Below are 26,401 nucleotides of genomic sequence, written 5' to 3' on the forward strand. Positions count from 1 at the left end.
TCGATTCCTTTATAGAATATCATATCAATCAATGTTTCTGGTAGCGCTTCCCTCAAAGTCAGACCTTCTCTCCGCCTTAAGCCCGAGAGCAAATACGGTCCAAAGAGCGTCGTACGAACAGAAGGACTTCCGTATTATAAAGGTATCAACACAAGGGAGGCTTCCTCATGAAGCAATCGAAAGGAAAACAATTGGTGATGATTCTTACCGGACTCGCATTACTCGCCGTTGTCATCGGAACATTACCACATATGATCGGACTTGGTTTAGGGGCATTACTTGCGTTCTATTCGATCAGTAAGTTCATGCAATCGAACAAATGGCCAGCGAAACTCGGTTTCGGATTTCTAGCAGCCATCGGAATCGGACTTGCCCTCTCAAACATCTGGGCAGTCATCGGAATCGCAGCAGCCATCGCATTGTACGTCGGTTACATGCGTATGAAACTACAGCGTGTCAATGTTCAAGATCTCTTTAACCGCCGCCGTACGTCAACAACACATTTTGAAGCTGACTGGAAAGACTTAGACGAAAAACGATTCTAAATTTAAAGATACTACCCATACTGTTTACCACTTTCAAGGAGGAATTTTTCATGAAAAACGTGTTTGATCAACTCAATGATTTTGCGACACAAATGATGACAGAAGTCAAAAAAGCCGCTGAACAGGGCGAAGTACCTGCTAAAAAGCTCGTTCGTCATATTCGATCTACAGAAGCTGATTTAAAAGAGATTGATCGACTACTTGAGCGTCAACGGACATTATTGCTGGAACTGACTCAAAAGCAGGAAGAAGCGAAGGATTTAGCCGATAAACGCTTCAAACAAGTTGAAATCGCAAACGAAGCCGGTGAACAGCAACTCGCCGAACGTGCTGCCATCGAATCGAAACATTACGGAGAGCAATACCGGTTCTTCGAAGAACTCGTCGCTGAAACGAAACGCGAGTTAAATGAGCTTGAACGTGAAGCCCTCGAATTGAAGTTGAAGCTCGAAGACCTACAGAACAAACGGTACGAATGGATGATGCGCGAAAACGTTTCGAACTTAAAAAACAAGATGAACCAGGTGCTAGATCGCGAACCAAATGCTACTATAAAAGAAGAAGCACATCCGTTCACGGCGGAAGAACCTGAAGCAAAACAACCAGCCGTTGATGAAGATGATATCGATGCGCGTATCGCTGAACTCGAACGCCGCATTCACCAATAAGCAGTTCATGACGAAGGAGGCGTATGCCTCCCTTTGTCATGTTAGAAAGGAGATTGATCGTGCGACGATTAAGTACGAAACAACTGGTCGGTTACGTATCGATCCTGTTCGCCCTTGGTCTATTCTATGACCTATTATCCGGTGCAGGAAATGTATTGTTCGGTGTCTTATTCCCTTTCCTGCTGTATTACGTCGGGATTCATTTCCGGCGGCGCAATCATGAAAAACTAGCGATCCTCTTTTATATCGTCGGTACGATCATTCTTGCTGGCGTCGTCCTCAGTTCGGCTGCCATCGGTTTTGTCATTGCCGGAATTTTGCTCTATCTTGGGATCATTCTTGTGACACGGCATTCTGTCCGTGAATTTTTGTTTTCACGGATTGCCCCCCATCAATATGAAGAGGAAGGCATCAAGATTCAACCAGCTTACTCCTTCTCGACCCAGGCCGATGCACCGTATGTCTTACAGGACTTAAGTGAACAGTTCATCGTCAAGGATTTAGAAATCGATTTGACGCATGCCTATGTCCCGGAAGGTGAAACATTGATCGTCGTCAGTGGCGTCGTCGGGGACGTCCGGATTCTTTTACCGTCCGGTTATGATTATACGCTCGACACGTCGATCGGCTTCGGAAGCGTCAAGACGGACATCCGCCGTATTCCGACCTTCTTCAATCGACGCATTCAATTCCGAGCACCAGAATATGGTGAAGCGACGCGGAAGGTTCGTATTCATGTCATGCTCGGTATTGGCAACGTGGAGGTGTCTTCGATATGAAGCGTGATCAATTTCCGCTTGGTGTCATCGCTCTGCAAGTCATGACGGGCTTCTTGACAGCCGTCATGACGACGTTGTTATTCTTAAGTACACGCCAAGTCGATTGGCATGTTCTCTTCGTCCGTCAGCAAGACTTTCCTGTCCTTTTACTCGTCATCGGACTCTCATTACTACTGCCGCTTGCTATCGGTAGCATGCATTATTTTTTCTTGCGTCGTGACTTCAAGCGTGTCACGACTGCCATCATCGAACTGGAGCAAGGAAAAGATGTCACAATTGTTCCCGGTCCCTATTTTCATACGTTGACACGCCTGTCACGAATTGGAAAACGTATTGACGAGCAAGTCGAGACCGTTCAAAAGATCAGCACGCGTCCGCAGCACGTCGAACAGGTACGGATTCAAGCTGTCACCGAAGAACGCAAGCGACTCGCACGTGATTTACACGACTCCGTTTCACAACAACTTTATGCCATCTCGATGATGACGACAGCAGCCAAACAGACGATTTTGTCTCAACCTGAAGCTGCTGCCAAACAAATCGAAATGGTCGAGACGATGGCACAAACGGCACAGTCTGAAATGCGTTCGCTCTTACTTCAACTTCGCCCCGTCGAACTCGAAGGGATGACGTTACAACAAGGACTTTCTCAACTGCTCGAAGAATTATCTAGAAAGCAGTCCACACAATTGAGTTGGAAGTTAGAAGAGATGTCACTCCCACGACAAATCGAAAACGAGTTGTTCCGGATCGTTCAAGAAGGATTAACGAATGCCTTACGTCACGCGAAAGCGTCCCATATGGATATCGAGCTCCGGCAATTCAACGAAACAATTATCCTGAGCATGAATGATGATGGTGTTGGATTTGTTGTGGATGAAAAAAAACTTGCCTCTTATGGCATCAATTCGATGCGAGAACGAACGGCTGAGATGGGTGGAACGATTCGTCTCGTCAGTGTTCCTGGACAAGGAACCCAAATCGAAGTAAAACTTAGAAAAGATCGGATGGTGCAAGTATGATACGCGTATTATTAGTAGATGACCACGAGATGGTCCGGGCCGGTGTGTCTGCTTTCCTTTCCACACAACCAGACATCGAGGTCGTCGCTGAAGCTTCGGATGGTCAAGCGGGAGCCTTGCTAGCGCTCGAACACCGACCGGATGTTATCTTGATGGATTTAGTGATGGAGCCAGTTGATGGCGTCGAAGGAACCCGGTTGATCCGCAAAGACTGGCCGGAAGCAAAAATTCTCGTCGTGACGAGTTTTCTTGATGACGAGAAAGTCTATCCTGTCATTGAAGCGGGTGCGATGAGTTACGTTTTAAAGACAGCTAGCGCCTTTGACATCGCAGAAGCGATTCGCAAGACAGCAAACGGTCAATCCGTCATGGCAGCACAAGTGACCGGTAAAATGATGGAACGTCTTCGTCGTCCTACGACACACTTACATGATGATTTAACGGAACGTGAGCAGGAAGTTCTTCAATTGATGGCTCGTGGTATGGCGAACCAAGAGATTGCGGACGAATTATTCATTTCCTTAAAAACCGTCAAAACACATGTCTCGAACATCTTATCAAAACTAGATGTCGTAGACCGTACACAAGCTGTCGTCTATGCCTTCAAGCATAATCTCGTCAAATAAGATTTAGCCCTTCATTACTTATTCTTTAAGCGCATGCCAAAAACCCCGAATCGTCTCTTAGTCAGAGACCGTTCGGGGTTTTGATGTTGTACGAAACGATTACCAAAGCTTCCATCCCGGAGCGCCTGGAGGGGCGTTTTCAATCATATGCCAAATCGGTACTGTGTACGCAAACGCAATCAAAGCGAACGTTACAAAAATCCATAGCTTCCAATTTTCAAAGAAGAGTGGCGTTGCCATCGCCTCTTCTTCCGTTTCAGCAATCGGAAATTCTTCCGTTCCTTTTGGTGTACGAAATGCAAGTTGGAACATCGCATACAAGAACAATAGAATCGATATGAATAAAATCGTCCCACCAATTGCCATGGCGACATGATATGGAATCCAGTCAGCGACGATCGAATCTTTGAAGTAGGCGGCAGGACCCGTCCGTCGTGGATTACCGAGTAGACCTGAGATATGCATTGCTGTCGACATGAAGAGCATTCCGATCGTCCAGGCAGCCGTTTGAATAAGCCCAAGACGATTCATTGCCGCTGTTAACGTTCGACCACGTAAGAGCGGGACAAGCCAGTAAGCCGTTCCAAAGAACGTCAATGCCACAGCGGCACCGACCGTGATATGAAAGTGTCCTGTGACCCATAACGTATTGTGAACGATGATGTTTAGTTGATGGGATGCGTTGATGACACCACCTGCACCTGCAGGAATGAAGAACAACATCCCGATGAACGGTGCAAGAAAACGTACATCGCGATACGGCATTTTTTTCACCCAACCAAATACCCCGGTCGCCCCTTTCCGACGACCCGCCAACTCAAAAGTCGCAAACATCGAGAAGGCTGTCATCAATGATGGAATGATGACGAGGAACGTTAAGACGACTTGGACATACTTCCAAAAAGCAGAAATCCCCGGCTCTAACAATTGATGGTGAAAACCAACCGGGAACGAAAAGAGGAGGAACAATAAAAATGACATACGTGCTAACGCGTCGGAAAAAACCTTTCCACCAACGATTTTCGGGATGACTGTATACCAGACGATGTAGGCAGGTAACAACCAGAAATAGACGAGTGGATGACCAAAGTACCAAAATAGCGTCCGGGATAGCTCGATTCCGACCTTATCCGTCCAACCAAGGGATAAGGGAAGGAGCTGAAAGAGAATCGTCGCTGCTACTCCGAGTGTCGCAACCACCCATAATAAGGCAGTCATAATACTCATGTATGCTTGAAGTGGTGGATGAACGCCAGGGTGTTCCCGTTTATAATCAGCATACATACGGAACATGGCACCAGAAGCAATCCACGTTCCGACGACGAAGATGACGAGTCCAATATAAAATACTGGATGTGCCTTGAGTGGTGCATAGAATGTATAGAGGACGGAAGCTTCTCCTGCAAGTACCATCCATGTGACGAGGATGACACCAAGGATCATGAACCAGAATCCAACCCACCCGAGACGTCGAGGAAAGTCTTCGAAACGTCCAAAGGATTGACCTAAAAATGAAAACAGTAATCCAAATATGAATAATGTCGTAAAGACGATCGCAAGCATTAACCCGTGGGCAGTGAGAAGCTCATAGTAGCCGACTCCAGCAATTTCTGGAATGACACCTGTCCGCACCATCGTTTGCAACAATCCACATAAACCACCAATCAATAAGGCAACGAGTGAAAAACTAACATGTGCGAAAGCGAGCTTCGCTTCCTTAATTCCGATGACGGTAGCAGGCAGACCACGCTCCATCTCGAACTGTCTTAATTTTTTTGAAATGGCATTCATCTTATTCCACCACCTTGATTTTGGTTGCCATCATATGATGACCCGATCCACAGTATTCATTACAGACGACCAAATACTCGCCAGCTTCCTTGAATGTATATTCAATGGAATTGATATGACCAGGAACGACCATCATATTGACATTCGTCTTGACAATTTCAAAGCCATGGACGACATCTTTTGATGTCACCAAAAAATCAACCGTTGCCCCTTTGGGAATGACCATATCTTTTGGTGTGAATTGGAACGCTTGTGCGACGATGATCGCTTCGTATCGGTCGTCATCGATTTTTTTTAGTCCTGGCTTGTCGAATGGTTTCGTTTGATCAACTTTCGTCGGATCAATCAATGTTGCATCGGATGGCGGTTGATTTCCGGATGCAAAAGCGGATACGCCGATGATGGTTAAAAAGACGCCAAGCATCACTGCTCCAAAAATCAGCCAGATTTTTTCTAGACGATGAATATGCATTGTGACTCCCCCTTACCGTGATAAGAATAATAGAAAGATTGAGCTCCACATCCCAATGATGATACCTGCTACGATCAGGACGGCAATAAATGTTCCTTTGAGGTTTGATTCTGATTTTTGGTCCATGGTGATTACTCCTCTCCTGCTTTGAACTTGTCTTTATTGTAAGAATTCAGCAAGTTCGGAAACTGTGATATATATCACTTCAAATGTGAAAAATCCGCACTTTTCTTTCTAAAAACACACAAAAAGTTCACATCTGAACAAGAGAAGGAGGCACGACTCATCTACAAAAAAAACAATCCATACATGAGACAGAAAATTCTGCTTCACGTTTGAATTGTTTGTACACTATCTATTAAATTCGACAAACACCTGCTGGGCATCCTTCACAATGACACAGATCACGCAGATATTGTGCATCATGAATGATGATTTCTTTTGGCGTCATCGAAATGACACCTTCTTTTTTCCACTGGGAGAACATCCGATTGACCGTTTCACGCGGTGCGCCAATCAATTGACCAAACTCCCCATCGGATGGACGTTTTGCAAGACGGTAGGTTTCTCCTACTTGTTCCCCTTCCATCGCGATGAGACGAAGTAACGTCGAAGCTAACGCACCCGGTTTTCCGAACAATAGCAAGTCGCGCAATTTAGTCTCCGTCTGTTTCCGCATCAATGCTTGCCACCGCATGATCTCAAGCGCAAAAGTACCATCCTTTCTCATGAGTTCCTCTAATTTTTCTTTTGAGAGGAAACCGATGATACTATCCTCCATCGTCTCGATACTGTATGAACTCGGAAAAGCTTCTCCTACATCAAATTCACCAAATAGATCCCCTTTGAAATATAAGAACATGAGTAATGGACTGCCTTTTTTCGTCAACTTCGATAGTTTGACGCCTCCTTGTTTCACATAAAACAACTTGTCGTTCATTTCCCCTTCCCAACAGACGATGGAATCCTTTTTGAACGTCGTTTCCGTCATGAAGCTCTCTAGTAACGTTCTTGTCTCAGGTGATAAGATGAATGTATTCGCTTCAGTCGTTCCACAAGTCAGCATATCCATTTCTCCTCTCCTTTTCTTCTGCTTTTAGTATAGAACATCACAGTTCAAAAGAATGGATTTTCAAAAGATTGTCAAACTTTGTTCAATGTTTCACATTAGTTTTGAAAAAGTATCTGACGACCGCTTTCTAAAACTAAAGCAATCGTCAGATATAGTATTACATACCTGTTCCGTAATAATGATGAACGATTCGTTCAACTGCTTGACCTGGTGGGTGATCATACCAACTTGTTTGGAATTCTTGCATGTGCTGACGGCACTCTTCAAGTATCGCGTCAGACACGATCCACTCCATCAATTGCGCCATCTGCTCCGTTTGTCGCACCGGTAATGGTTTTGGATACTGATCGACAAGTCCTGGTAGTTGTCGATATGTATCGATGTCCGGTGTGTATAAGAACGTTGGAACCTCAAGAAGACAGCTTTCAAATGGAATCGACGAATAGTCGGTCACCAGAACATCCGTGATGAGCAAATAATCATTGATCTGATACGTGTCATCCACAAGATGTATATGGGCGGAACGATAGGTCGAAAGCGCTCGGATCGTCGGATGTAACTTAACAAGAATCGTCCAGCCTGTTTTAGCCAGTTGTTCAAATTGTTGAATCGTGTGATCTTCCGTTCCTTTATATTCGCGGTAAGTCGGGGCATACAATAGAATCCGGCGGTCGGGTTTTACATAACGTTCTTTTAAATCAAGCGCCCGATGTTCCCGCTGAACCTCATCATACCAATAATCCGTCCGCGGCATGCCGAACGGTTTAAAATGAGATCGTTTTAAATCATGCGGTGCCATGAATTGTGTCGCACAACGCATCCCCGGCACGATGAAATCACCATATTCCTGATAGACACGTCGGAACCGATTTCGTATCCGTTCCGATACGAACAGGCTTTTCGAAGAAGTTAGTCCAAACTGCTTTAACGTTCCGCCGGCATGCCATAGCTGGATACGTCGTGTTCCACGTCGCGTTTTAGCAACACTGAATTCCGCAACATAATTATCGACGAAAACCGTCCGGGAGGTCGCAAGTAAATATGCGAGTCTGACGAACCGTAATCGACGAAAGCGAAGCATTCGGTCTGACTTCCATAAATCTGGCTGCTTCATGAAATGGTGATCATATACAAGATACCGTTTCTCATTTGGCAATTCCTGCGCCAAGCGATCATTAACAGGTTTTGCGTTATCCCCGTATGTCATCCAAAATAAAGTGACGGGGCGAAGCGGTAACAACCGAAAGACACCATAACAAATACGAAACAACAATAAATAGACCCATACGATTCCTTCTCTAACCACTTTCATCCTGCCCTTCTACGAAGAAAGACCGCACGTCGTCGTGTGGTCTCCTCTTCAATCACTTCGAAGCTAATTCCGTTTTAATCTGACTCGTAGAAATACCCTCAGTTCGGCTAAGGTAAACGACTTCACAATGCTCTTTTAAGAAATCGAACTCGCCTTTCCAATCATCACCCATGACGAAGAGGTCGACGTTATGCTTCTTCACATCTTCTACTTTTTGATCCCAGCTGTTTTCCGGAATGACTTCATCCACATAACGGATGGCTTCAAGAATCATCTTTCGATTCTCGAAATTATGGTAGGACTGCTTATGTTTCAAACGGTTGAATTCGTCCGTTGAAATCGCAACGATAAGATAGTCTCCCATCGCTTTTGCGCGTTTTAAGATGTTGATATGACCCCAGTGTAATAAATCAAATGTTCCGTACGTAATAACCTTCTTCATGATTCTGCTCTCCCTTTTATCCGTGAATTCTCTTTATGATCGTCTTCATCGCCCGTTCTGAAGCCTGTCCATCATCCCATTGACAATACGTCTCTTGGAACGCTCGAAATGCTGACGCATACCGTGTGTGCCAATCATCTAACTGGTTCAGCTCTTCAAACAGTGCTGTTTCAGTCGACAACAATGGTCCCGGTGCCTCCTGCTCAAAATCGAAGTAAAATCCACGCAACTGATCTCGATAATGTTCTAAATCATACGTATAGAATAAAATCGGACGAGATAAGTGCGCAAAATCAAACATGACAGAAGAATAATCCGTGATCAAGGCGTCCGACGCCAGATAGAGCTCCGCGATATCCGGGTAGTCCGATGTATTTCGAACGGATGGATAAGCAGTGACGTCGAGACGACTTCCGACTAAATAGTGCATTCGGACAAGCAGAACGTATTCATCCCCAAATCGCTTTTCAAATTCATTTAGCGAAAAAGGTAGCTCAAATGAATATTTCCCTTGACCTTCGAATGCATTATCTCGCCAAGTTGGTGCATACAACAAGACTTTTTTTGAATGATCAATATCATAGTGGCGATATACTGCTTCTTTGATTTTAGCATGTCGCGCCTCTTGATAAAATATATCATTTCGAGGATACCCAATTTCTAGCATCTCACCTTCAAATGCAAATGCCCGTCTAAATATTGAACTGGAATAGGCATTGGGTGAAACTAAGCTAGACCATTTTGCTGCTTCCTGCTTAAATCCTTGTTTATATCGTTCGGTTGTCGTATTCGCCATTTGGACATCATCCATATCAAGCGCTAGTTTCTTGAGCGGTGTGCCATGCCAAGTTTGGAGATAAAACGTTTTTTCCGGTTTGATCAACCAACCCGGTAACCGACTGTTTGATACCCAGACCCGTGACGTCGCAAGTAAATAAATCCAGCGGAACGTCAACCGATCTACTGTCTTGACATTTGGTGGAAATGCAACACCTCGTTGCTTGCTGAAAATCAACTCACACTCCGGATGCATCGCGCGCATCAATTCGTAAATGGCACGCGGACTGTCACTATATTGTTTTCCGAGAAAACTCTCGAAAAGAATTCGCTTACGTTTTTGTGGCAACCATGTAAAGACTCTCATGACGGTACGAAGACCGCGTTCAATCAAGCCTGTTCGTTTCATCCACTGTTTTACTTGATCTTTCAAGTGAAGAGCTCCTTCTTAAGTCAATTAATCACAGCTCATCATAACAAAAAGCGCATCCATTTGGAATTGCTATTTGTTCGCATGTAGCGGAACGGTAAATCAAATGCCGTCGTATTTTTGACGATTCCTTTCCGATGACTGAACGTCTCGAAACTATATTTGCCATGATATCCACCCATTCCACTCGCTCCGACTCCACCAAATGGTAAGTGGTGCTGTGCGACATGCATCAATGTGTCATTGACGCATCCACCACCAAACGAAATTCGCTCAAGGACGCGATGCTCGATGGCTTTATTCTCTGTGAATAGATAAAGCGCAAGCGGCTTATCACGATCATTGACGAATGTAATAACTTCTTCGATTTCACGGTATGTTAACACCGGTAGGATCGGTCCGAAGATTTCGTCTTGCATCAATGGAGCATCCGTTGCTACACCAGTCATGACGGTCGGCGCCATCTTGCGTGTTTCCGGATCCACTTGTCCACCGAATTCGATCGTTCCTTGCGTTAAATAATTGCTTAAACGATTCAAATGATCGTCCGATACGATTTTAACGTATGAAGAGACGCCTACGCCGTTTCCGTACTGTTTGAAGGCTTCTTCTTCTATCAGTTGTAAGAAGCGTTCTTTGACGTCTTCATGAATCAATACATAATCCGGAGCGATACATGTCTGTCCCGCATTCAACCATTTTCCCCATGCGATCCGCTTCGCTGCTAGACGAAGGTCTGCATCCTTGTGCACGATCGTCGGAGATTTTCCACCTAGTTCAAGCGTGACAGGCGTCAGGTGCTTCGCCGCAGCCTGATGTACGATTTTTCCGACGCGTGTGGAACCCGTAAAGAAGATATAGTCAAAACGCTCGTTTAATAAGGCACTGCTGACTTCAGCATCCCCTTCTATGACGATTCCGAATCGTTCATGGAATGCCGTTTCAAAGACTTCTCGTAATACGCGAGAGACATTCGGTGTCAACTCGGATGGTTTAAGGACGACCGTATTCCCGGCTGCAATCGCACCAATGACAGGAGCAAGTGCGAGCTGGAAGGGATAGTTCCATGGTGCAATCACAAGCACATTGCCATAAGGTTCGTATTGGATTTCACTTTTCGACCCGATATGCAGAAGCGGTGTTGCGACACGTTTTGGTCTTGCCAGTCGACGGAGTTGTCTCTCCATCCGTTGAATCTCTCCGTAAACGAATCCGATTTCCGTCGTGAACGCATCATGCTGTCCTTTATTGAGATCTTGTTTTAATGCCTCATAAATCGCCGCTTCATGTGTTTCGATTGCTTGGCGTAAGAACGTTAACATACTTAAGCGGAAGGCTAGACTGCGTGTTGCCCCTGTCCGGAAAAAGTGCCGTTGTAATTGCAAGCGTTCTGAAAGAACTGTCTCTGTCATCGTTGTTATCATCCGAGAATCTCTCCTTTAACTGGTCTATAACACTGCCTTCATCTTACCATATCTCTTTTTCGATATGAAAAAAGACGGAGAGGATTCTCCGTCTTGCTCTTTATAATTGAATCGCTGTCTCGAGCGCGACTTTCATCATGTCGTTGAATGTCGTTTGACGCTCTTCCGATGTCGTTTCTTCCCCTGTCAACAGATGATCCGAAATCGTCAAAATCGTCAATGCATTTACCTTATGTTTCGCAGCGAGCGTATACAGTCCTGCTGCTTCCATCTCGATTGCGAGGCATCCGAAATCTGCCCATTTTTTGAAATGATGAAAATCATCTTGATAGAACTGATCCGTCGTGAAGATTTGACCGACTTTTGCATCGATGCCTTGTTCTTTTGCGGCTGTATAGGCTTTATGCAACAGATCAAAAGACGCTGTCGGTGCGTAGTCTAATCCGTTAAAACGAGCGCGGTTTTGTGCCATGTCATGTGAAGCACTCATTGCGATAACGACATCGCGGACTTTAACGTCTGGAGTAATGCCACCAGCAGTACCGACACGAATCAAGTTTTTCGCACCATACGACTGAACGAGTTCGTTCGCATAGATTGACATCGATGGTACACCCATACCTGTTCCTTGAACAGAAACTTTTTTACCCTTATAAGTACCTGTAAAACCATACATTCCTCGAACTTCATTGTAGAGAACAACATCCTCTAAAAACGTCTCGGCGATGTATTTAGCCCGTAACGGATCTCCTGGAAGTAAGACCGTTTCGGCGATTTGTCCTTCAGCTGCGTTAATGTGTACACTCATGTACGATTCCTCCTCGATAGTCGCTTAAATCGACAACAATTCACGAAACTCGTTCGGTGTGACACCGAATTGTTTTTTGAACACTTTCCGAAAATACTTATCGTCCTGATATCCGACTTCAAGCGCAATTTCATAAATACGCGCTTCCGTCTCGCTCAACAATTCCTTCGCCCGATTCAAACGAATTGTTTGAATGTAATCAGATAAGTTAACAGAAAAACGCTGTTTGAAGCGCCGTGATATATACTCTCGGCTCAAGTAAAACCGTTCGCTCATGAATTGTAGTGTCAATTCTTCCGCATAATGCGTTTCGATGTATTTTGCGATTTGATCAATCGCTTCCCCTGATTCCACTACCGGATGGATACATTCCATCGCGCGGGACAAGGCATCATTGAGTACATCTGGATCAACTGGCTTCAATAAATAATCAAAGGATTGATGCAAAATGGCACGCCGCATATACGTATAATCATCATACCCTGTCAGCACGATCGTGACGACCTTTGGATGATGATTTTTTGTCCATTCCAGTAACGTTAATCCGTCCAGTCCAGGCATTTCGACGTCGGTCAGCATTAAATCGATCGTTCCGGTATCCAGTAAACGTTTTGCCTCTTCCCCATGTTCCGCCTCGTATAGGTTTGAAACACGCCATCTGTCCCATTCTCCGAGCAGTTTGACAGCTTCTCGTACATGTCGTTCATCATCTACGATCAATACGTTCATGCCAAATCCCCCTTTTCATATGGAATCCGAATCACGATTTTGAATCCTCCCTCCGTCACTGGAGAAGAGAGGGTCATACTTGCTTCCTCCCCGTAAAATATCAAGAGACGTTCGTAGATATTGTGGAGACCGATCCCGCTCGTCTCGAGATCCTCTGGACTACGATGCATACGCATTTTTCGATCAATTTCTTCAAGTCGTCCTGTTTCAAGGACGGCACCGCTATTCTCGATTTGAATGATGAGACGTCCACCATCCGTCCGTACTTTGTAGGCAAGATAGTTTTCTGTCGCCGCTAATTGTTGACGGAAGCCGTGTTTGAAATAGTTTTCAGCAAACGGTTGTAAGATCATCTTTGGTACTTCAATGTCATTGAGGTGCCAAGGGACGTCGACGATATAACGGAATCGCTCAGGAAAACGTTGCTGTTGCAGACGGATGTATGCTTGAAGATGATCGACTTCTTGTTTTAACGTTACGATCGTTTGTTCATTGTTCATCGAGTAACGCATCATTTGCGATAATCCGGTGATGGAGCGGTACGCGATCTTCCGGTCCCCTTGTAACGTCGTCGTTCCGATCGATTGCAAGGCGTTGAATAAAAAGTGAGGATTGAGTTGAGATTGTAAGGCTCGAAGCTCATTCGTCCGATTTTCGAGCGCCAATCGATATTCCCGTTTAATCAAACGATCGATCCGTTGAATCATGCGTTGGAACTGACGATTGAGTAATCCAATCTCGTCATTCGTCGTGGCAACGAACGGTGCCGATAAATCACCCTGTTCGACTCGCCAGACGTTTGCCGTCAACTGTTTAATCGGTTTCGTGATTTGCATGGCAACCAGACTCGCGGCAATAATCATGACGATAAGAGAAGCGAGACCAATCAGTACGAGAATCAATGCCGTCTCGTTTGCCCCTTGGATGACGGATGCATAAGGAATCCGTTTGATCAGTGTCAACGGGATTCCGTTCGTCATCGTTTTCGAGTAGACGATGAACGATTTTCCGACACGTAGACTTCCACTCTGTCCAGTGAATTGGTCGGTAGGTAGGTCCATCTTTGCTCCAGTCTGTGCCAGAACACGTTGATCGGTCATCAGCCACAGCGACTCATCCGGATCATTCTCGAACAATTTTAATTGCTGTTCAAATACCCGAACCGGAATATCGACTGAGAGGAACCCAAGCGGCTCATCCGTCTCGACACGATCAATCCGATAACGAAAACTGACGACTTGTTTCTCATCGAGAATCATCGTATGCACATTGTACGGTTCGATCGGGTGAGCTCCGTCAATCAACCAACTGTTTTTTTGTTTCATTAATCGAAAATAATCCGTTTCTTGCATCCAATCAAATGTTCCTCGACTCGTCGTTTTCATATTGTAAACCGAATACTCTGAATAGCCATTCAAGATGACGAAATGTAACTGCTCAATATCCTGTCGGGATAAAAATAGACCTAACATCGCCCGCGAGACGACTCCATCGGATTCGTCTAGTTCCTGATCCGCTCCGACACGCATGATGTTCATCAACGAGCGATTCGCATATAAACTCGTTGATAGACGTCGAATATCCTCTATATAATGAGTCACCTGTGTATTTCCCCGAGTCAACACGTTCAGGCTAGAATGTTCTGCCTGTTCGATGTTCTGGTGTCGTACATAAAGATAGGAAATCGAAGTCGCGAGGGCTGTCGGAATTAAGATCGCTAAGACAACGAGACGAATCAAACGTGTCCGGATACTTTTCATAAAAGGCGCCCCCATCCTTTTTCTTGTAATCAATCGTATCATAACCTTGAATTCGCTTACATCATTTCCTGATATTCTCTTTCAGGATTGCAATAATAAATTATTTTTTCTTTCGACTTGATTCCGAATGAATTTTACTATAATATCATCAATGTTCGTCTTTTAATCAATTTGTTATGAAGGTGGTTCTTTTATCCATGTTTAAACTTGCCGCACACCAAACAACCGTAAAACGTGAAATTCAAGCCGGATTTGTAACGTTTATTACGATGGCATACATTTTGCTCGTCAATCCGACGATTTTAGCAGATGCCGGTATCCCTCAAGCCCAAGCTTTTTCTGCGACGATCATCGCTACATTGATCGGTACACTTTTAATGGGGTTCTATGCGAATCTACCGATCGCAGTCGCACCCGGAATGGGACTCAACGCGTACTTCACATATACACTTGTCGTCGGTGAAAAAATTCCATATCAAACAGCACTTTCAGTCGTGTTCGTCGCTGGTGTCATCTTCTTATTGTTATCACTCTCGCCGATCCGTACGAAACTGATCGAAATCATTCCGATGACCTTAAAGCTTGCCATCACGGGTGGAATCGGTCTCTTCATCGCTTCACTTGGTCTCAAGATGTCAGGAATTCTCATTGGTAGTGAAGATACACTGGTCACGATTGGTGCCTTGACGTCACCAGAAGCGCTGATCACACTCATCGGGTTATTAGTTGCTGCGATCTTGACGATCAAACGGGTACCAGGAGCTATCCTTTACGCCATGATCCTTTCTGGTGTGATCGCATTTTTGACAGGTGAATTAAAGTTCTCAGATTCCTTCGTCGCGTTACCAACGTTACCGGAAGGATTGATCATCACTAATCCGTTCAACGCCATTCAGGACGTATTTCAGTACGGGCTATTCAGCGGCGTCCTCTCCTTCGTGCTCGTAACGATGTTTGACACGACAGGTACGATGGTCGCTGTCGGTGAACAAGCTGGATTGATTGAAGAAGATGGATCATTGAAAAATAGTGAACGCGCACTATTATCTGATTCGACTGCGATGGTTGCCGGTTCCTTGTTCGGAACAAGTCCAACAACTGCTTATGTAGAATCTGCAGCAGGTGTTGCTGCGGGTGGTCGGACTGGACTCACGTCCGTGACGGTCGGGATACTCTTCGCATTATCTGCCATCTTTGGACCGTTCGTTCAATCGATTTCAAGTGTTCCCGCGATTACCGCACCCGCGTTGATTCTAGTCGGTGCCTTTATGATTCAAAACATCAAACAGATTCCATGGGATGATTTCAGTGAAGCTTTCACAGCTTTCCTTGTCATCTTGATCATGCCGTTATCCGGTAGCATCGCAACCGGTATCGCATTCGGCTTCATCGTTTATCCGATCATGAAAGCCATCCAAAAAGAGCGCGTCCATCCACTCATCTATGTATTTGCGCTTCTCTTCTTCATCCAATTATTTTTCCTATAATAAAAAACATGCCTGTTCCGTCAGTTGATCGGAACAGGCATGTTTTTTTGAATCACTTCTTATTTCTTCATTTTGTCCCATGTTTTCGTGAAATCTTGTAGCATCTCGTCAGCTGTTTTTTGCTTACCGACGTATGCCTGCATGATCGCACCAAACTCGTTTACTGCACCATCCGGATACTTGAACCAGTTCCATGAGATCGTTTTACCAGCTTTCGAGTACGCTTGGATATCATCCGCAAGCGGTCCTAAATCTTTTGCTTCGATTGATTTGAAGGCCGGAATAAACTTGAATTTGTTGACCATGTAGTCTTTTCCTGTATCAGATGTCGCCATCCACTCGAGGAATTTTTTCGCTTCTGCTTTATTCTTCGAGTTTTTATTGACGACCCAGTTATTTGGTACGCCAACAGGGAGACGATCCATTTTTTCTTTATCGTCATTGATTGGCATCGGGATGAAGCCCATATTGATATCCGGATTCACATCTGTGATCAATTGCTGTGCCCAGTTCCCTTGTTGAATCATCGCTGTCTTACCTTCAGCGAACTGAGAAACTTGTGTGTTGTAATCCGTCGTTAACGGATTTTTATTCCCGTACTTAATCGTCAAATCAAACAGATTCATGAATTCCTTGAACTGTTTGTTATCTTCGAATTTAGCTTTTCCAGCATTCAAGTCCGCGATGAACTGATCTGGATCATCCTGCTGTGCGACCGGAATGTTCATTAGGTGGTTTCCAAGAATCCACCACTCTCCATATCCGATCGAAAACGGCGTCACACCATCTGCTTTCAACTTTTTAGATGCATCCGTTAATTCCGTTAATGTTTTTGGAAGCTCTGTGATGCCTGCTTTTTTGAAGATATCTTTGTTGTAGATGAAGCCGTATCCTTCAAGGTTCATCGGCATGCCGTATAACTTTCCATCAATCGTCATCGGCTCTTTTGATAGGTCCGTTAGATCACCGACCCATTTTTCGTCTGACAAATCTTCTAATTTATCCTGCCATGTTTTTGCTTCCGTAAAGCCACCGTTGTTAAAGACATCCGGTTCATTCCCAGAGGCAAACTGCGACTTCAAGGCAGCACCATAATCCGATCCACCACCAACTGTTTGTACGACGACTTTCGTCCCCGTCTCCTTCTCATACGCTTTTGCCATTTTTTCCATGTCTTTTGCGATTTCAGCCTTGAATTGGAATACGTTGAGCGTCTTACCATCTTTTGAACCACTATCTTTCGAGTCATCGCTATTCAATGTACCGCCACCACATGCTGCCAAAGCGACGACCATCGCCGTTGTGACGACAGGTAATGCTGCCCATCTTCTTTTACGCATTCGGATTCCCTCCCTGATTTCGTTTCATTTACGTGCTACACCTTCACAATAAATGAAAACGCTTGCAATGAAGAGAGAGAAAGTTGTCCGGTGTGGTGGAAAATATTGAACAATCGTTATCCGAGTCTTTTCATCGGGATTGTTGTATCATGAAACTAGAAGATTCTTTATTGAATAGGAGCTTGATGCCATGTCCTTACAATTCACGATTTTATTGATTGGTATACTATTGTTCGCCGCTGTGTGGACGACGAAGTTATCAAGTCGTCTGAATATTCCTGCTCTATTGATTTTTATCGCTCTTGGTATGATTGCCGGAAGTGATATTACGGGTTTCATTCGCTTTGACGATGCGGAACTTGCCCAGCTTCTTGGAACTGTCGCTCTGATCATCATTCTGTTTGAAGGTGGTCTGCAAACAGCGTGGAAAGAAGTGCGACACGAGCTCGCACCTTCGCTTTCTCTTGCAACGTTCGGAGTCTTCATTGCTACTTCCATCGTTGCAGTTGCCTCCCATTACATTCTTGGCTTCAGTTGGGCGAATGCCTTTTTACTTGGCGCAATCGTAGGATCGACGGATGCTGCTGCCATCTTTTCTGTCTTAAGTGGACAACCGATCCGACGTAAGGTAGGGTCAACACTCGAAGTTGAATCTGGAACGAATGACCCCATGGCTGTCTTTTTGACCGTCTTATTCCTTGAATTCGTGACGAATCCTGAAGAAGCATCACTCTTGATGGGACTCGGTTCACTCGTTTGGGAAATGTCGATGGGGCTTTTAATCGGTCTATTCATTGGATGGACAGCTTCAACCTTGATCAATCGGATTGACTTATCTTCCTCGAGCTTTTATCCGATTTTACTCATGTCGTTTGCTTTCTTGTCTTTCGGGTTAGCTGATACATTTCATGCTAGTGGATTTCTCGCCGTTTATGTGACAGCAATCTATATCAGTAATCATGAACTCGTCTACCGTCAGACGCTCGTCCGCTTTACGATGAGTATGGCGCACCTAGCTCAAATCGGAATGTTCATTGTTCTCGGGTTGCTCGTCTTCCCGAAACAATTGCTCGATATCCGGGTTATCCTGTCTTCCGTTGCCCTTGCGTTGATTTTGATTTTCATTGCTCGACCGCTGTCCGTTTGGATTAGCTTATTGCCGTTTCGTTATTCGTGGCAAGAGAAGGTCTTTATTTCTTTTGCTGGTCTAAAAGGAGCGGTACCGATCATTCTTGCGACATACCCACTCGTTGCCGACATCGAGAATGCATCGATGATTTTCAATATCGTGTTCTTTACAGTTCTACTATCGACACTGATTCAAGGGAGTATGTTGACATTCCTTTCCGAACGGTTACGTCTCAACGAGACACAGACTTCTGCTATCCATACGGTCATTGAGTTCATGTCGATCGGTAAACCGAACGCAGAAATCATTGAATTGACGTTACCGATGTCCCATCCGTTCATCGGAACGACGATTTCAGAAATCGATTTACCGCAAGAGTTTTTGATTACTGCCATCATTCGCGATGATCATATCATTACTCCCCGTGGCGACACTGCTCTTGAAGGCAATGATCAACTGTTACTGCTGACGCCTAAACATCGTATTAAGTCGCTGAAGCGATTCTTGTTTCCTCCTGCTTGAATCCCGGGCTTACTCAAAAAAAGAAGGACTCGTCTTTTCACGCCCTTTCCTGTAGGTGTCGCGTGTGACGAGTCCTTTTTTTATGAGATAAGGGTGGCAGATCATCATTCTGCCACCCTTATCTTTGTAGAGACTGACTTTTTGTCGACCCCTTCATTTATTCTGTTGCTTCGTTTTTACGTCTTGCGTCTGTCCGTGTTGTTTCGCTTTAGAGCGACGATACAGGATGTACCCGCCGAGGATTACGACGATTCCGCCTAAAATCCACCATAACTCCTGCTCTAGCCCTTTAAGCATTGACTCCGCTCGCTTTACTCCGAATCGCTCCCCGACCCAGATGTAAAAGAAAGAGACCGGAAATAATCCAATACTTGAAGCGAGTAGATAGCGCTTGAATGAAAGACCAAACAGACCACAGGGAATCGAGACGACTGAACGAACGACAGGGAAGAATCGTCCAAATAACGCGGACCATGTTCCATACTTTCCGACGATTCGCTCACCCTGCTCAATTTCTTTTTCTTTGATCAGTAACCATTTTCCGTATCGTATAAGGATTGGACGACCTGCGTAACGCCCTAAGAGATAAAAGACTGTCGCCCCCATCAAACTCCCTAGAAAGCCGACGAGAACAGCAATTGTCCAACTGACTGTTCCGTTCGATACATATAAACCGAGTAGCGGTAATCCGACTTCTGCTGGAATCAATTCTGTTCCAAGACCAATAATCATGATTCCTAAAAACAGCCAGAGATTAGATTCTCCGGCCGAAAATAACCATTCCAACATACGAGTAACCCTCCGTTCATCCTCTCGCTGGACGGAGGAGATAATAAATGATGACGACTAGAGTTGTCCAGACACCTGTGAAAATTCCGATGACCCCGACAATGAAAAAGCCGAGTGCAACGATTGAGCCTGTCCGTTTATAATCCCGCCACATTGTCCGTAAACCTTTAATGTTGAACCAAAGAAACGCAATGAACAAAATGGGGATGAGTATTCCGACGATTAATAGAGAAGACATGCTTTCACCTCTTTCTTATTTATTGTTATCCCCATTCTATCAAGAATTGACACGCTTTTCCTCCGCCTGAGGTCTTATGACCTTTAAAAAAAAGAGCACACTTCCGAATGGAAGTGTGCTCTTCGTTACTTAAAATATCATTCCTTTGACGCTTTCTTACTATATATATATGTTAGAGCAAGTGAATACCTTCAGCTTGAAGACTTTTACGAGTCTCTTCCGACCAGACAGAAGCTTGGACTTCGCCGATATGACGTTTCTTCAATAAGAACATCGCCATACGTGATTGACCAATCCCTCCACCCATCGTTAACGGCAGACGCTCTTCGAGCACACCTTGATGGAACGGGAAAGCCAATTTATCCTCTTCTTGAGCGATGGACGTCTGTTTTAATAGCGCTTCACGGTCAACACGAATTCCCATTGAAGACAATTCAAATGCTCCGATTTCTGGGTGATGTACTAAGATGTCACCGTTGAGTGTCCAATCGTCGTAATCTGCCGCTCGACCATCATGCTTCTCTCCCGAAGCAAGCGCGCCACCAATCTGCATCAAGAAAACAGCACCGTATGCCTTCGTGACCTCTGTTTCACGTTCTTTTGTTGAAAGCGTTGGATAGGCATCCTCTAGTTCTTGTGTTGTCATGAAATGAATCGTTTCCGGTAAGATCGCTGAAATGCCATACTCTGCTTCCACTTCTTGCTCGACTTGGCGAATCGTTGCATAAATCGCTTGTACCGTTTCTTTTAGATAGGCACTCGTCCGTTGTTCTTTCGTAATGACCCGTTCCCAATCCCACTGGTCGACGTGGATGGAATGTGTCGCATCAAGTATCTCATCACGACGAATCGCATGCATCAATGTGTATAATCCTTCTCCAGCTTCGAATCCGTATGTGTGAAGCGCTTGACGTTTCCATTTCGCAAGGGATTGGACGATTTCAAGATCTGTCGTGTGATCTAGTGCATCAAAGCGGATGATGCGCTCTACGCCGTTGAGATGGTCGTTGACGCCGAGTGTGCTCTCTACGAACAATGGTGCTTCAACACGTGTTAATCCGAGTGTCGTCGAAAAGCGTTCCTCAAAGCGTTTCTTTACGAGTGTGATTGCTTCCTGTGTGTGTTTCATCGATACGAGTGTTGTCATGGTGATGTTCCTCCTCAATTGTGTTTTGAAAAAGAAGCCATAAAAAAGAGCCCTTCTTTCCCAAGAATATGGGACGAAAGACTCGGTTCCGCGGTACCACCCATGTTAGCAACGATGTTGCTCACTCAAAAGACGAATCACTTCATCTTCGGCCATATGATAACGGACAGGCAACTCCGGCTACGCCTACTGACATTCGGGTTCGGGTAGCGACTCCGGGAGGTTCTTCGCATCTTGCTTCCGACTGGGCTCTCACCATCCCCAGCTCGCTATACGGTCGTACAAGGTGTTACTCTTCCCTTCAACGTCGTTGTTACAATTGAATTGAGAACATCGTACAACAGGTCGCAAGTATTTGAAAAGCCTTTTTTTCAAAAAAAATAAAAGTTATCAGATTAATCTGATGCATGAAACATAAAAAAAGCGTTCTCCTAGAATCGAGAACGCGCTTACAAAAATTATTTGATTGATCCACTTGTAATCCCTTGAATGATCTGTTTTTGCAGGGCGAAGAAGAATAGCAACAACGGAATGATCCCAAGCACGAGTCCGGCAAGAGCCAAGTCCCATTGTTTTGTATACTGTCCGAAGAAGTAAAACGTCGCGAGAGGAATCGTCCGTAAATCGACATCTCGTAACATGAGCGAGGGTAATAAGAAATCGTTCCAAATCCACAGCGTGTTCAAGATGATGATCGTCACTGTAATCGGCTTGAGCAATGGGAAGACGATGCGCCAGAACACACCCCATTGTGAACAACCATCAATGATTGCTGCCTCCTCGATTTCTTCAGGAATCGACTTCATGAAACCATGATACAGGAAGATCGATAGTCCAGAACCAAAACCAAGGTACATCAAAATCAGTCCCCAATAACTATTCTGTAATCCAAGATCCCCAGACAGTTTCGATAAAGGAATCATGATTGATTGGAATGGAATGATCATCGCAGCAACGAACAAGAAGAAGATGATCGTCGACAAACGTGTTTTCGTACGGACAAGCTTCCAGGCTGCCATCGAACAAAAGATGATGATGACCGCATTAGCACCGACTGTAATGATGACGGAGTTTAAAAAGACTTTACCGAAGTTCATGGCTTCCCATGCTTCTGAATAGTTGGAAGTCATCCATTCCTTTGGTAGACCCGATGTGTTCGTAAAGATATCTCCCTGCGTCTTGAATGAATTCGAGACGACGTAATAAAACGGAATCATATACAGAAGCCCCATTAATAAGGCTGCTAGTTCGACCGTTCCAAGACGGAGTGAATAACGACCTCTCGCCTTTTTAGAGCGCTTTGGTTTCTCCTCTTGCGGAGTAGGTAACGGTTGTGCCGTACTCATGCTTCCACCTCCCGTTTTTTCGTCAGATAGACTTGAGTGACTGTAATCGCCGCAACAACAACGAAGAAGATGATTGCTTTCGCTGAACCGAGTCCAAGATTATTATTCGTAAACGATTCCTTGTAAATGTTTAAAGCAAGCATTTCGGTCGATTTGAAGGGTCCACCATTCGTTAGTGACAAGTTCGTATCGAATAACTTGAAGGACCACGAAATCGTTAAGAACAGACAAATCGTGACGGACGGCATAATGAGTGGCAACGTAATGTTCCGTAACGTCGATAGACGATTGGCACCATCGATTTTTGCTGCTTCAATCAGCTCTTGAGGAACGTTTTGTAGAGCCGCGATATAGATGACCATGATGTAACCGCCACCTTGCCAAATTGAAACGATGACGATACCCCAGAACCCTGTTCGGGCATCTCCTAACCATGGAAGTTCAAATATGCTCCACCCTGTCAATTCACCGATTGATGCAAAGCCTTTGACATAGATGAACTGCCAGACGAATCCGAGAATCAATCCACCGATTAAGTTCGGCATAAAGAATATTGTCCGTAAGAAATTACGTGTGCGAATATTTTGTGTCAATAAGAACGCCAAGATGAAACCGACGACATTCGTTAAGACGACGGCGACGACCGTATATTTCGTCGTCAACCAAAATGACTGCTGAAACTGCTCGTCACTCGTAAAGAGACGGACATAGTTATCAAAGCCGATCCAATTTAATTCTCCTGTTACACCATTCCAGTCCGTGAACGAATACATGACGCCATTGAAAAACGGTACAAGCACGATCACTGCGAATACAAGAAAGACCGGTCCGACGAAGAGCCAAAAATCAAGACCGCGTTTCCACTTCTTTTGTCCAGATGTCATTGTTTCATCCCTCCTCCACTCTACAGTACGTCTTTCACTTACACTTGAACACGTCACCATTTGACCCATTGGGTGGAAAATATTGAACGTTTTCTTTTGGCGCGTTCACACTAGATAGGCTACTATTAGAAAAAAGAGAGATCCAATCAAAGAGGGAGTCGATACCATGGAAAAGACCATTCGTTCTGACTTAGAAATCGCACAACAAACTGTCTTACGCCCGATTCGAGAAATCGCGGATCGGATTGGTTTGCAAGAAGAAGATTTTGATACGTACGGAAAGTATAAAGCGAAGTTGACAGACGGGCTGCTGAACCGGTTGGCAACGAAATCTGACGGCAAACTGATTCTTGTCACTGCTATCAATCCAACGGCTGCCGGTGAAGGGAAATCAACCGTCACTGTCGGACTCGGACAAGCACTACACCGAGCAAACCATAAGACGATGATTTGTTTACGGGAACCCTCACTTGGTCCGACGATGGGATTAAAAGGTGGTGCGTGTGGTGGTGGCTATAGCCAAGTCCTGCCGATGGAGGAGATCAATCTCCATTTCACAGGTGATATGCATGCGATCACATCTGCTCATAATACAATCAGTGCCTTGCTCGACAATCACCTGCATCAAGGCAACATTCTTGGCATTGATCCACGCCGTATCGTCTGGAAACGTGTGCTTGATTTAAACGACCGTGCCTTGCGCCAAGTTACGATTGGTCTCGGCGGTCCTGCACATGGCGTTCCGCGTCAAGATGGCTTCGATATCACGGTCGCTTCCGAAATCATGGCTGTCCTCTGTCTATCAGACTCTATCACGGATCTCGAACGACGCCTGAGCCGCATTGTCGTTGCGTATACGTACGATCAACAGCCGGTTACGGTCAAGAATATTCAAGCATCAGGAGCTGCAACGTTACTTCTAAAAGATGCGTTCCGCCCAAACCTCGTTCAGACCGTCGAAGGAACACCGGCATTGATTCATGGCGGACCGTTCGCGAACATCGCACACGGCTGCAACTCTTTGATTGCTACACAAACCGCGTTGAAGTTAAGTGACTACGTTGTCACAGAAGCAGGATTCGGCGCTGACTTAGGAGCTGAGAAATTCTTCAATATCAAATCTCGGATTGGCAAACTCCATCCGGATGCCGTCGTCATCGTCGCTACGGTTCGTGCCTTGAAGATGCATGGTGGTGTAGACAGAACACAACTCAGCGAAGAAAACCTCGCTGCCTTAACGGATGGTCTTGCTTTACTTGAAAAACACGTTGAGACGATGAACTTGTTCGGTGTCCCTGCCGTCGTTGCCTTGAACCGTTTCTTCACCGATACGGAAGCCGAGCGGAACATGATTTTGACATGGTGCCAGGAACGAAATATTCGTGTGGCGGAAAGCGAAGTCTTCAGTAAAGGCGGTGCCGGCGGTGAAGCACTCGTCGCGGAAGTCATGCAAGCACTTGAGGAACCAAGCCAGTTCCGTCCACTGTACCCTGACGAGTTGCCGCTTCGTCAAAAGATCGAACGTATCGCAAAACGTGTCTATGGCGCAGCCGACGTTCATTTTGAAGACAAAGCCCTCCGCGAACTCGAACGGTGTACGGAGATGGGATTGAATCATTTACCGATTTGTATGGCAAAAACGCCATTTTCTTTAACCGATGACCCCGCTCGGTATGGTCGTGTCGAAGACTTCACGATTACAGTTCGTGAAATCCGACCATCGATTGGTGCAGGATTCATCGTTGCATTGACTGGGAATGTATTAACGATGCCGGGATTACCCGCGGTTCCTGCTGCCTTCCATATGGGCGTTTCGGAAGACGGACAGGTATTCGGACTTTCTTAATGAGAGGATGAGTTACATGACGATTGATCATTCACACTGGATAGCCTCTGACGGCTATACTACGACATTGCATAGCCTCGAAGCACATGATTCGAAAGGAGTCGTGATCGTCTTTCACGGGATGATGGAGCATGGCGCACGGTATGAGGAATTCGCAGAATTCCTCTATGCTCATCATTACCACACGATCATCGCAGATTTGCGCTGTTTCGGAACTCAAGCTGCACAGCGCGGGACACTCGGTCATCTTGAACCTAATCAAGGTTTTAATCAATTGATGCAGGACGCAGAAGAACTCGTCTCTGACATCAAAGAACGTTACCCGACGTTACCAGTATTCATTTTCGGTCACAGTTTTGGTTCGTTGATCGCTCGCCGGATTGGTCAAACACTCGGTCACACGGTAGCAGGAATCATCGCGAGCGGCCCTCCGACGAGCACAGGTTTACTCGGTAACATCAGCGAAAAGCTCGTCGAACGCCAAATCAATCAGCTTTCTTCTACACATCTTGCTGAACGTTTCGGACAACTGGTCTTCGGACGCTATAATCTACGTTTCTTCCCGGCACTATCGAAAAATGCCTGGCTCTCTTCGGATCCACAATCCGTCATGCGCTATGATGAAGATCCGTTATCCGGTCAAACGGTCACACTCGGGTTCTTCCATGAACTCTTGCACGCAACGAAACTCGTCAACGCACTTGCCTCCATCTATCAGCACCCGCGACATTTACCGCTCTTGTTGATCGCGGGTGGCGATGACCCGGTCGCATTTGACGGCAAAGGTATCCATCATCTGTTCGATATGTATAACCGTGTCCGTGTCGATGCCGTACAGCTGACGATTTATAAAGGGTTACGCCACGAGCTCTTCCATGAGTTCGAACGTATCCGCGTTTTCGCAGATATCGCGAGCTGGTTGAATAAACAAGTCAACCCTGCAGCTACACGCTCATCTTCTCGTTCTTCTTAAGTCATATCGATCGATACAAAAAGGCAGCAGATCCTTGGATCTG

At 45.3% G+C, this 26,401-nt stretch carries 26 protein-coding genes and 1 other annotated feature; of the genes, 9 read left to right on the forward strand and 17 right to left on the reverse strand.

The features are described 5' to 3' along the window. The first annotated feature begins 167 nt into the window (after window positions 1–167). From Q7C19_RS14110 to Q7C19_RS14130, 5 genes are read left to right on the forward strand one after another with little or no spacing between them, the layout of a single operon-like run. The gene (locus Q7C19_RS14110) at window positions 168–545 is read left to right on the forward strand and encodes a lmo0954 family membrane protein (protein WP_290753948.1); all 378 of its coding nucleotides are present in this window, start codon (window positions 168–170) and stop codon (window positions 543–545) included. Between the two features lie 50 nt (window positions 546–595). Next, window positions 596–1,213: a PspA/IM30 family protein gene (locus Q7C19_RS14115; RefSeq protein WP_023467259.1), complete on the forward strand. Its 618-nt coding sequence runs from the start codon at window positions 596–598 to the stop codon at window positions 1,211–1,213. Between the two features lie 59 nt (window positions 1,214–1,272). Further along, window positions 1,273–1,992 (forward strand): cell wall-active antibiotics response protein LiaF, encoded by a 720-nt coding sequence (liaF, locus tag Q7C19_RS14120; protein WP_029340864.1) that lies wholly within the window; start codon window positions 1,273–1,275, stop codon window positions 1,990–1,992. Next, complete coding sequence (locus tag Q7C19_RS14125; protein ID WP_290775381.1) at window positions 1,989–3,014, forward strand: sensor histidine kinase; 1,026 nt, start codon at window positions 1,989–1,991, stop codon at window positions 3,012–3,014. Before liaF ends, Q7C19_RS14125 begins: the two co-directional genes overlap by 4 nt. Next, window positions 3,011–3,640: a response regulator gene (locus tag Q7C19_RS14130; RefSeq protein WP_023467256.1), complete on the forward strand. Its 630-nt coding sequence runs from the start codon at window positions 3,011–3,013 to the stop codon at window positions 3,638–3,640. The genes Q7C19_RS14125 and Q7C19_RS14130 overlap by 4 nt, the downstream gene beginning before the upstream one ends. 99 nt (window positions 3,641–3,739) lie before the next feature. Here the strand turns inward: Q7C19_RS14130 and Q7C19_RS14135 are convergent, their stop codons facing one another. The 11 genes from Q7C19_RS14135 to Q7C19_RS14185 all read right to left on the reverse strand — a co-directional run bounded on the left by Q7C19_RS14135 (window position 3,740) and on the right by Q7C19_RS14185 (window position 14,657). Next, window positions 3,740–5,431, reverse strand: a complete 1,692-nt coding sequence (locus Q7C19_RS14135; RefSeq protein ID WP_251137987.1) for a b(o/a)3-type cytochrome-c oxidase subunit 1 — start codon at window positions 5,429–5,431, stop codon at window positions 3,740–3,742. Between the two features lies 1 nt (window position 5,432). Continuing rightward, the gene (locus Q7C19_RS14140; RefSeq protein WP_035412613.1) at window positions 5,433–5,903 is read right to left on the reverse strand and encodes a cytochrome c oxidase subunit II; all 471 of its coding nucleotides are present in this window, start codon (window positions 5,901–5,903) and stop codon (window positions 5,433–5,435) included. Window positions 5,904–5,915: 12 nt separating this feature from the next. Further along, the gene (locus tag Q7C19_RS14145) at window positions 5,916–6,029 is read right to left on the reverse strand and encodes a cytochrome C oxidase subunit II (protein ID WP_155960209.1); all 114 of its coding nucleotides are present in this window, start codon (window positions 6,027–6,029) and stop codon (window positions 5,916–5,918) included. Window positions 6,030–6,261: 232 nt separating this feature from the next. Further along, window positions 6,262–6,975 carry a Crp/Fnr family transcriptional regulator gene (locus Q7C19_RS14150; RefSeq protein ID WP_251137623.1) on the reverse strand — a complete coding sequence of 238 codons (714 nt, stop codon included), beginning with the start codon at window positions 6,973–6,975 and terminating at the stop codon, window positions 6,262–6,264. A gap of 157 nt (window positions 6,976–7,132) precedes the next feature. After that, window positions 7,133–8,287: a CDP-glycerol glycerophosphotransferase family protein gene (locus Q7C19_RS14155; protein ID WP_035412610.1), complete on the reverse strand. Its 1,155-nt coding sequence runs from the start codon at window positions 8,285–8,287 to the stop codon at window positions 7,133–7,135. Between the two features lie 52 nt (window positions 8,288–8,339). Further along, window positions 8,340–8,729, reverse strand: coding sequence for a glycerol-3-phosphate cytidylyltransferase (gene tagD, locus Q7C19_RS14160; protein WP_035412608.1), 390 nt, complete (start codon window positions 8,727–8,729; stop codon window positions 8,340–8,342). 16 nt (window positions 8,730–8,745) lie between these two features. Beyond that, window positions 8,746–9,915 (reverse strand): CDP-glycerol glycerophosphotransferase family protein, encoded by a 1,170-nt coding sequence (locus tag Q7C19_RS14165; protein WP_290754235.1) that lies wholly within the window; start codon window positions 9,913–9,915, stop codon window positions 8,746–8,748. Between the two features lie 62 nt (window positions 9,916–9,977). After that, on the reverse strand, window positions 9,978–11,360 hold the full coding sequence (locus Q7C19_RS14170) for an aldehyde dehydrogenase (RefSeq protein ID WP_375092355.1): 1,383 nt from the start codon (window positions 11,358–11,360) through the stop codon (window positions 9,978–9,980). 100 nt (window positions 11,361–11,460) lie between these two features. Continuing rightward, window positions 11,461–12,168: a purine-nucleoside phosphorylase gene (deoD, locus tag Q7C19_RS14175; RefSeq protein WP_035412602.1), complete on the reverse strand. Its 708-nt coding sequence runs from the start codon at window positions 12,166–12,168 to the stop codon at window positions 11,461–11,463. 24 nt (window positions 12,169–12,192) lie between these two features. Beyond that, window positions 12,193–12,897 carry a response regulator transcription factor gene (locus tag Q7C19_RS14180; RefSeq protein ID WP_035412600.1) on the reverse strand — a complete coding sequence of 235 codons (705 nt, stop codon included), beginning with the start codon at window positions 12,895–12,897 and terminating at the stop codon, window positions 12,193–12,195. After that, complete coding sequence (locus Q7C19_RS14185) at window positions 12,894–14,657, reverse strand: sensor histidine kinase (protein ID WP_035412597.1); 1,764 nt, start codon at window positions 14,655–14,657, stop codon at window positions 12,894–12,896. Before Q7C19_RS14185 ends, Q7C19_RS14180 begins: the two co-directional genes overlap by 4 nt. A 197-nt stretch (window positions 14,658–14,854) precedes the next feature. Here Q7C19_RS14185 and Q7C19_RS14190 point away from each other — a divergent pair, with 197 nt between their 5' ends. Continuing rightward, a complete protein-coding gene (locus Q7C19_RS14190) occupies window positions 14,855–16,144 on the forward strand; it encodes an NCS2 family permease (RefSeq protein ID WP_035412593.1) in 1,290 nt (429 codons plus the stop codon). Between the two features lie 59 nt (window positions 16,145–16,203). On the opposite strand, the gene Q7C19_RS14195 is transcribed toward Q7C19_RS14190, so the two are convergent. Next, on the reverse strand, window positions 16,204–17,484 hold the full coding sequence (locus tag Q7C19_RS14195; RefSeq protein ID WP_035412590.1) for an ABC transporter substrate-binding protein: 1,281 nt from the start codon (window positions 17,482–17,484) through the stop codon (window positions 16,204–16,206). A gap of 190 nt (window positions 17,485–17,674) precedes the next feature. On the opposite strand from Q7C19_RS14195, the gene Q7C19_RS14200 reads away from it, so the two are divergent. Continuing rightward, the gene (locus tag Q7C19_RS14200; RefSeq protein ID WP_035412588.1) at window positions 17,675–19,135 is read left to right on the forward strand and encodes a potassium/proton antiporter; all 1,461 of its coding nucleotides are present in this window, start codon (window positions 17,675–17,677) and stop codon (window positions 19,133–19,135) included. Between the two features lie 153 nt (window positions 19,136–19,288). Here Q7C19_RS14200 and Q7C19_RS14205 read toward each other — a convergent pair whose 3' ends face one another. From Q7C19_RS14205 to Q7C19_RS14225, 5 genes are all read right to left on the reverse strand, one after another. Next, window positions 19,289–19,924, reverse strand: coding sequence for a DedA family protein (locus Q7C19_RS14205; RefSeq protein WP_290775372.1), 636 nt, complete (start codon window positions 19,922–19,924; stop codon window positions 19,289–19,291). A 16-nt stretch (window positions 19,925–19,940) separates the two neighbouring features. After that, window positions 19,941–20,162, reverse strand: a complete 222-nt coding sequence (locus Q7C19_RS14210) for a hypothetical protein (protein WP_035412585.1) — start codon at window positions 20,160–20,162, stop codon at window positions 19,941–19,943. A gap of 172 nt (window positions 20,163–20,334) precedes the next feature. Further along, window positions 20,335–21,309, reverse strand: a complete 975-nt coding sequence (gene asnA, locus Q7C19_RS14215) for an aspartate--ammonia ligase (RefSeq protein ID WP_035412582.1) — start codon at window positions 21,307–21,309, stop codon at window positions 20,335–20,337. Between the two features lie 66 nt (window positions 21,310–21,375). Beyond that, window positions 21,376–21,623 (reverse strand) — a binding site (T-box leader). Between the two features lie 144 nt (window positions 21,624–21,767). Beyond that, window positions 21,768–22,655 (reverse strand): carbohydrate ABC transporter permease, encoded by an 888-nt coding sequence (locus Q7C19_RS14220; RefSeq protein ID WP_035412579.1) that lies wholly within the window; start codon window positions 22,653–22,655, stop codon window positions 21,768–21,770. Then, window positions 22,652–23,539 (reverse strand): carbohydrate ABC transporter permease, encoded by an 888-nt coding sequence (locus tag Q7C19_RS14225; RefSeq protein WP_052019165.1) that lies wholly within the window; start codon window positions 23,537–23,539, stop codon window positions 22,652–22,654. Before Q7C19_RS14225 ends, Q7C19_RS14220 begins: the two co-directional genes overlap by 4 nt. Window positions 23,540–23,705: 166 nt before the next feature. On the opposite strand from Q7C19_RS14225, the gene Q7C19_RS14230 reads away from it, so the two are divergent. Together Q7C19_RS14230 and Q7C19_RS14235 are read left to right on the forward strand one after the other, a co-directional pair. Beyond that, window positions 23,706–25,385 carry a formate--tetrahydrofolate ligase gene (locus Q7C19_RS14230; RefSeq protein WP_375092356.1) on the forward strand — a complete coding sequence of 560 codons (1,680 nt, stop codon included), beginning with the start codon at window positions 23,706–23,708 and terminating at the stop codon, window positions 25,383–25,385. A 16-nt stretch (window positions 25,386–25,401) separates the two neighbouring features. Continuing rightward, window positions 25,402–26,358 carry an alpha/beta fold hydrolase gene (locus Q7C19_RS14235; RefSeq protein ID WP_035412573.1) on the forward strand — a complete coding sequence of 319 codons (957 nt, stop codon included), beginning with the start codon at window positions 25,402–25,404 and terminating at the stop codon, window positions 26,356–26,358. Window positions 26,359–26,401: the final 43 nt, after the last annotated feature.

Source organism: Exiguobacterium sp. PHA03 (assembly GCF_041945985.1).
Taxonomy (GTDB): domain Bacteria; phylum Bacillota; class Bacilli; order Exiguobacteriales; family Exiguobacteriaceae; genus Exiguobacterium_A.

What these genes read in the sequence shown, in the direction of transcription:
- Q7C19_RS14130 (WP_023467256.1), top strand. Translation starts at nt 3,011, where the DNA reads ATGATACGCGTATTATTAGTAGATGACCACGAGATGGTCCGGGCCGGT.
- Q7C19_RS14150 (WP_251137623.1), bottom strand. Translation starts at nt 6,975, where the DNA reads ATGGATATGCTGACTTGTGGAACGACTGAAGCGAATACATTCATCTTA.
- Q7C19_RS14190 (WP_035412593.1), top strand. Translation starts at nt 14,855, where the DNA reads ATGTTTAAACTTGCCGCACACCAAACAACCGTAAAACGTGAAATTCAA.
- Q7C19_RS14185 (WP_035412597.1), bottom strand. Translation starts at nt 14,657, where the DNA reads ATGAAAAGTATCCGGACACGTTTGATTCGTCTCGTTGTCTTAGCGATC.
- Q7C19_RS14135 (WP_251137987.1), bottom strand. Translation starts at nt 5,431, where the DNA reads ATGAATGCCATTTCAAAAAAATTAAGACAGTTCGAGATGGAGCGTGGT.
- Q7C19_RS14230 (WP_375092356.1), top strand. Translation starts at nt 23,706, where the DNA reads ATGGAAAAGACCATTCGTTCTGACTTAGAAATCGCACAACAAACTGTC.
- Q7C19_RS14140 (WP_035412613.1), bottom strand. Translation starts at nt 5,903, where the DNA reads ATGCATATTCATCGTCTAGAAAAAATCTGGCTGATTTTTGGAGCAGTG.
- Q7C19_RS14115 (WP_023467259.1), top strand. Translation starts at nt 596, where the DNA reads ATGAAAAACGTGTTTGATCAACTCAATGATTTTGCGACACAAATGATG.
- deoD (WP_035412602.1), bottom strand. Translation starts at nt 12,168, where the DNA reads ATGAGTGTACACATTAACGCAGCTGAAGGACAAATCGCCGAAACGGTC.
- Q7C19_RS14225 (WP_052019165.1), bottom strand. Translation starts at nt 23,539, where the DNA reads ATGACATCTGGACAAAAGAAGTGGAAACGCGGTCTTGATTTTTGGCTC.
- Q7C19_RS14220 (WP_035412579.1), bottom strand. Translation starts at nt 22,655, where the DNA reads ATGAGTACGGCACAACCGTTACCTACTCCGCAAGAGGAGAAACCAAAG.
- Q7C19_RS14200 (WP_035412588.1), top strand. Translation starts at nt 17,675, where the DNA reads ATGTCCTTACAATTCACGATTTTATTGATTGGTATACTATTGTTCGCC.
- Q7C19_RS14195 (WP_035412590.1), bottom strand. Translation starts at nt 17,484, where the DNA reads ATGCGTAAAAGAAGATGGGCAGCATTACCTGTCGTCACAACGGCGATG.
- Q7C19_RS14155 (WP_035412610.1), bottom strand. Translation starts at nt 8,287, where the DNA reads ATGAAAGTGGTTAGAGAAGGAATCGTATGGGTCTATTTATTGTTGTTT.
- tagD (WP_035412608.1), bottom strand. Translation starts at nt 8,729, where the DNA reads ATGAAGAAGGTTATTACGTACGGAACATTTGATTTATTACACTGGGGT.
- Q7C19_RS14235 (WP_035412573.1), top strand. Translation starts at nt 25,402, where the DNA reads ATGACGATTGATCATTCACACTGGATAGCCTCTGACGGCTATACTACG.
- Q7C19_RS14165 (WP_290754235.1), bottom strand. Translation starts at nt 9,915, where the DNA reads ATGAAACGAACAGGCTTGATTGAACGCGGTCTTCGTACCGTCATGAGA.
- Q7C19_RS14180 (WP_035412600.1), bottom strand. Translation starts at nt 12,897, where the DNA reads ATGAACGTATTGATCGTAGATGATGAACGACATGTACGAGAAGCTGTC.
- Q7C19_RS14125 (WP_290775381.1), top strand. Translation starts at nt 1,989, where the DNA reads ATGAAGCGTGATCAATTTCCGCTTGGTGTCATCGCTCTGCAAGTCATG.
- Q7C19_RS14110 (WP_290753948.1), top strand. Translation starts at nt 168, where the DNA reads ATGAAGCAATCGAAAGGAAAACAATTGGTGATGATTCTTACCGGACTC.
- Q7C19_RS14145 (WP_155960209.1), bottom strand. Translation starts at nt 6,029, where the DNA reads ATGGACCAAAAATCAGAATCAAACCTCAAAGGAACATTTATTGCCGTC.
- Q7C19_RS14210 (WP_035412585.1), bottom strand. Translation starts at nt 20,162, where the DNA reads ATGTCTTCTCTATTAATCGTCGGAATACTCATCCCCATTTTGTTCATT.
- Q7C19_RS14205 (WP_290775372.1), bottom strand. Translation starts at nt 19,924, where the DNA reads ATGTTGGAATGGTTATTTTCGGCCGGAGAATCTAATCTCTGGCTGTTT.
- asnA (WP_035412582.1), bottom strand. Translation starts at nt 21,309, where the DNA reads ATGACAACACTCGTATCGATGAAACACACACAGGAAGCAATCACACTC.
- Q7C19_RS14170 (WP_375092355.1), bottom strand. Translation starts at nt 11,360, where the DNA reads ATGATAACAACGATGACAGAGACAGTTCTTTCAGAACGCTTGCAATTA.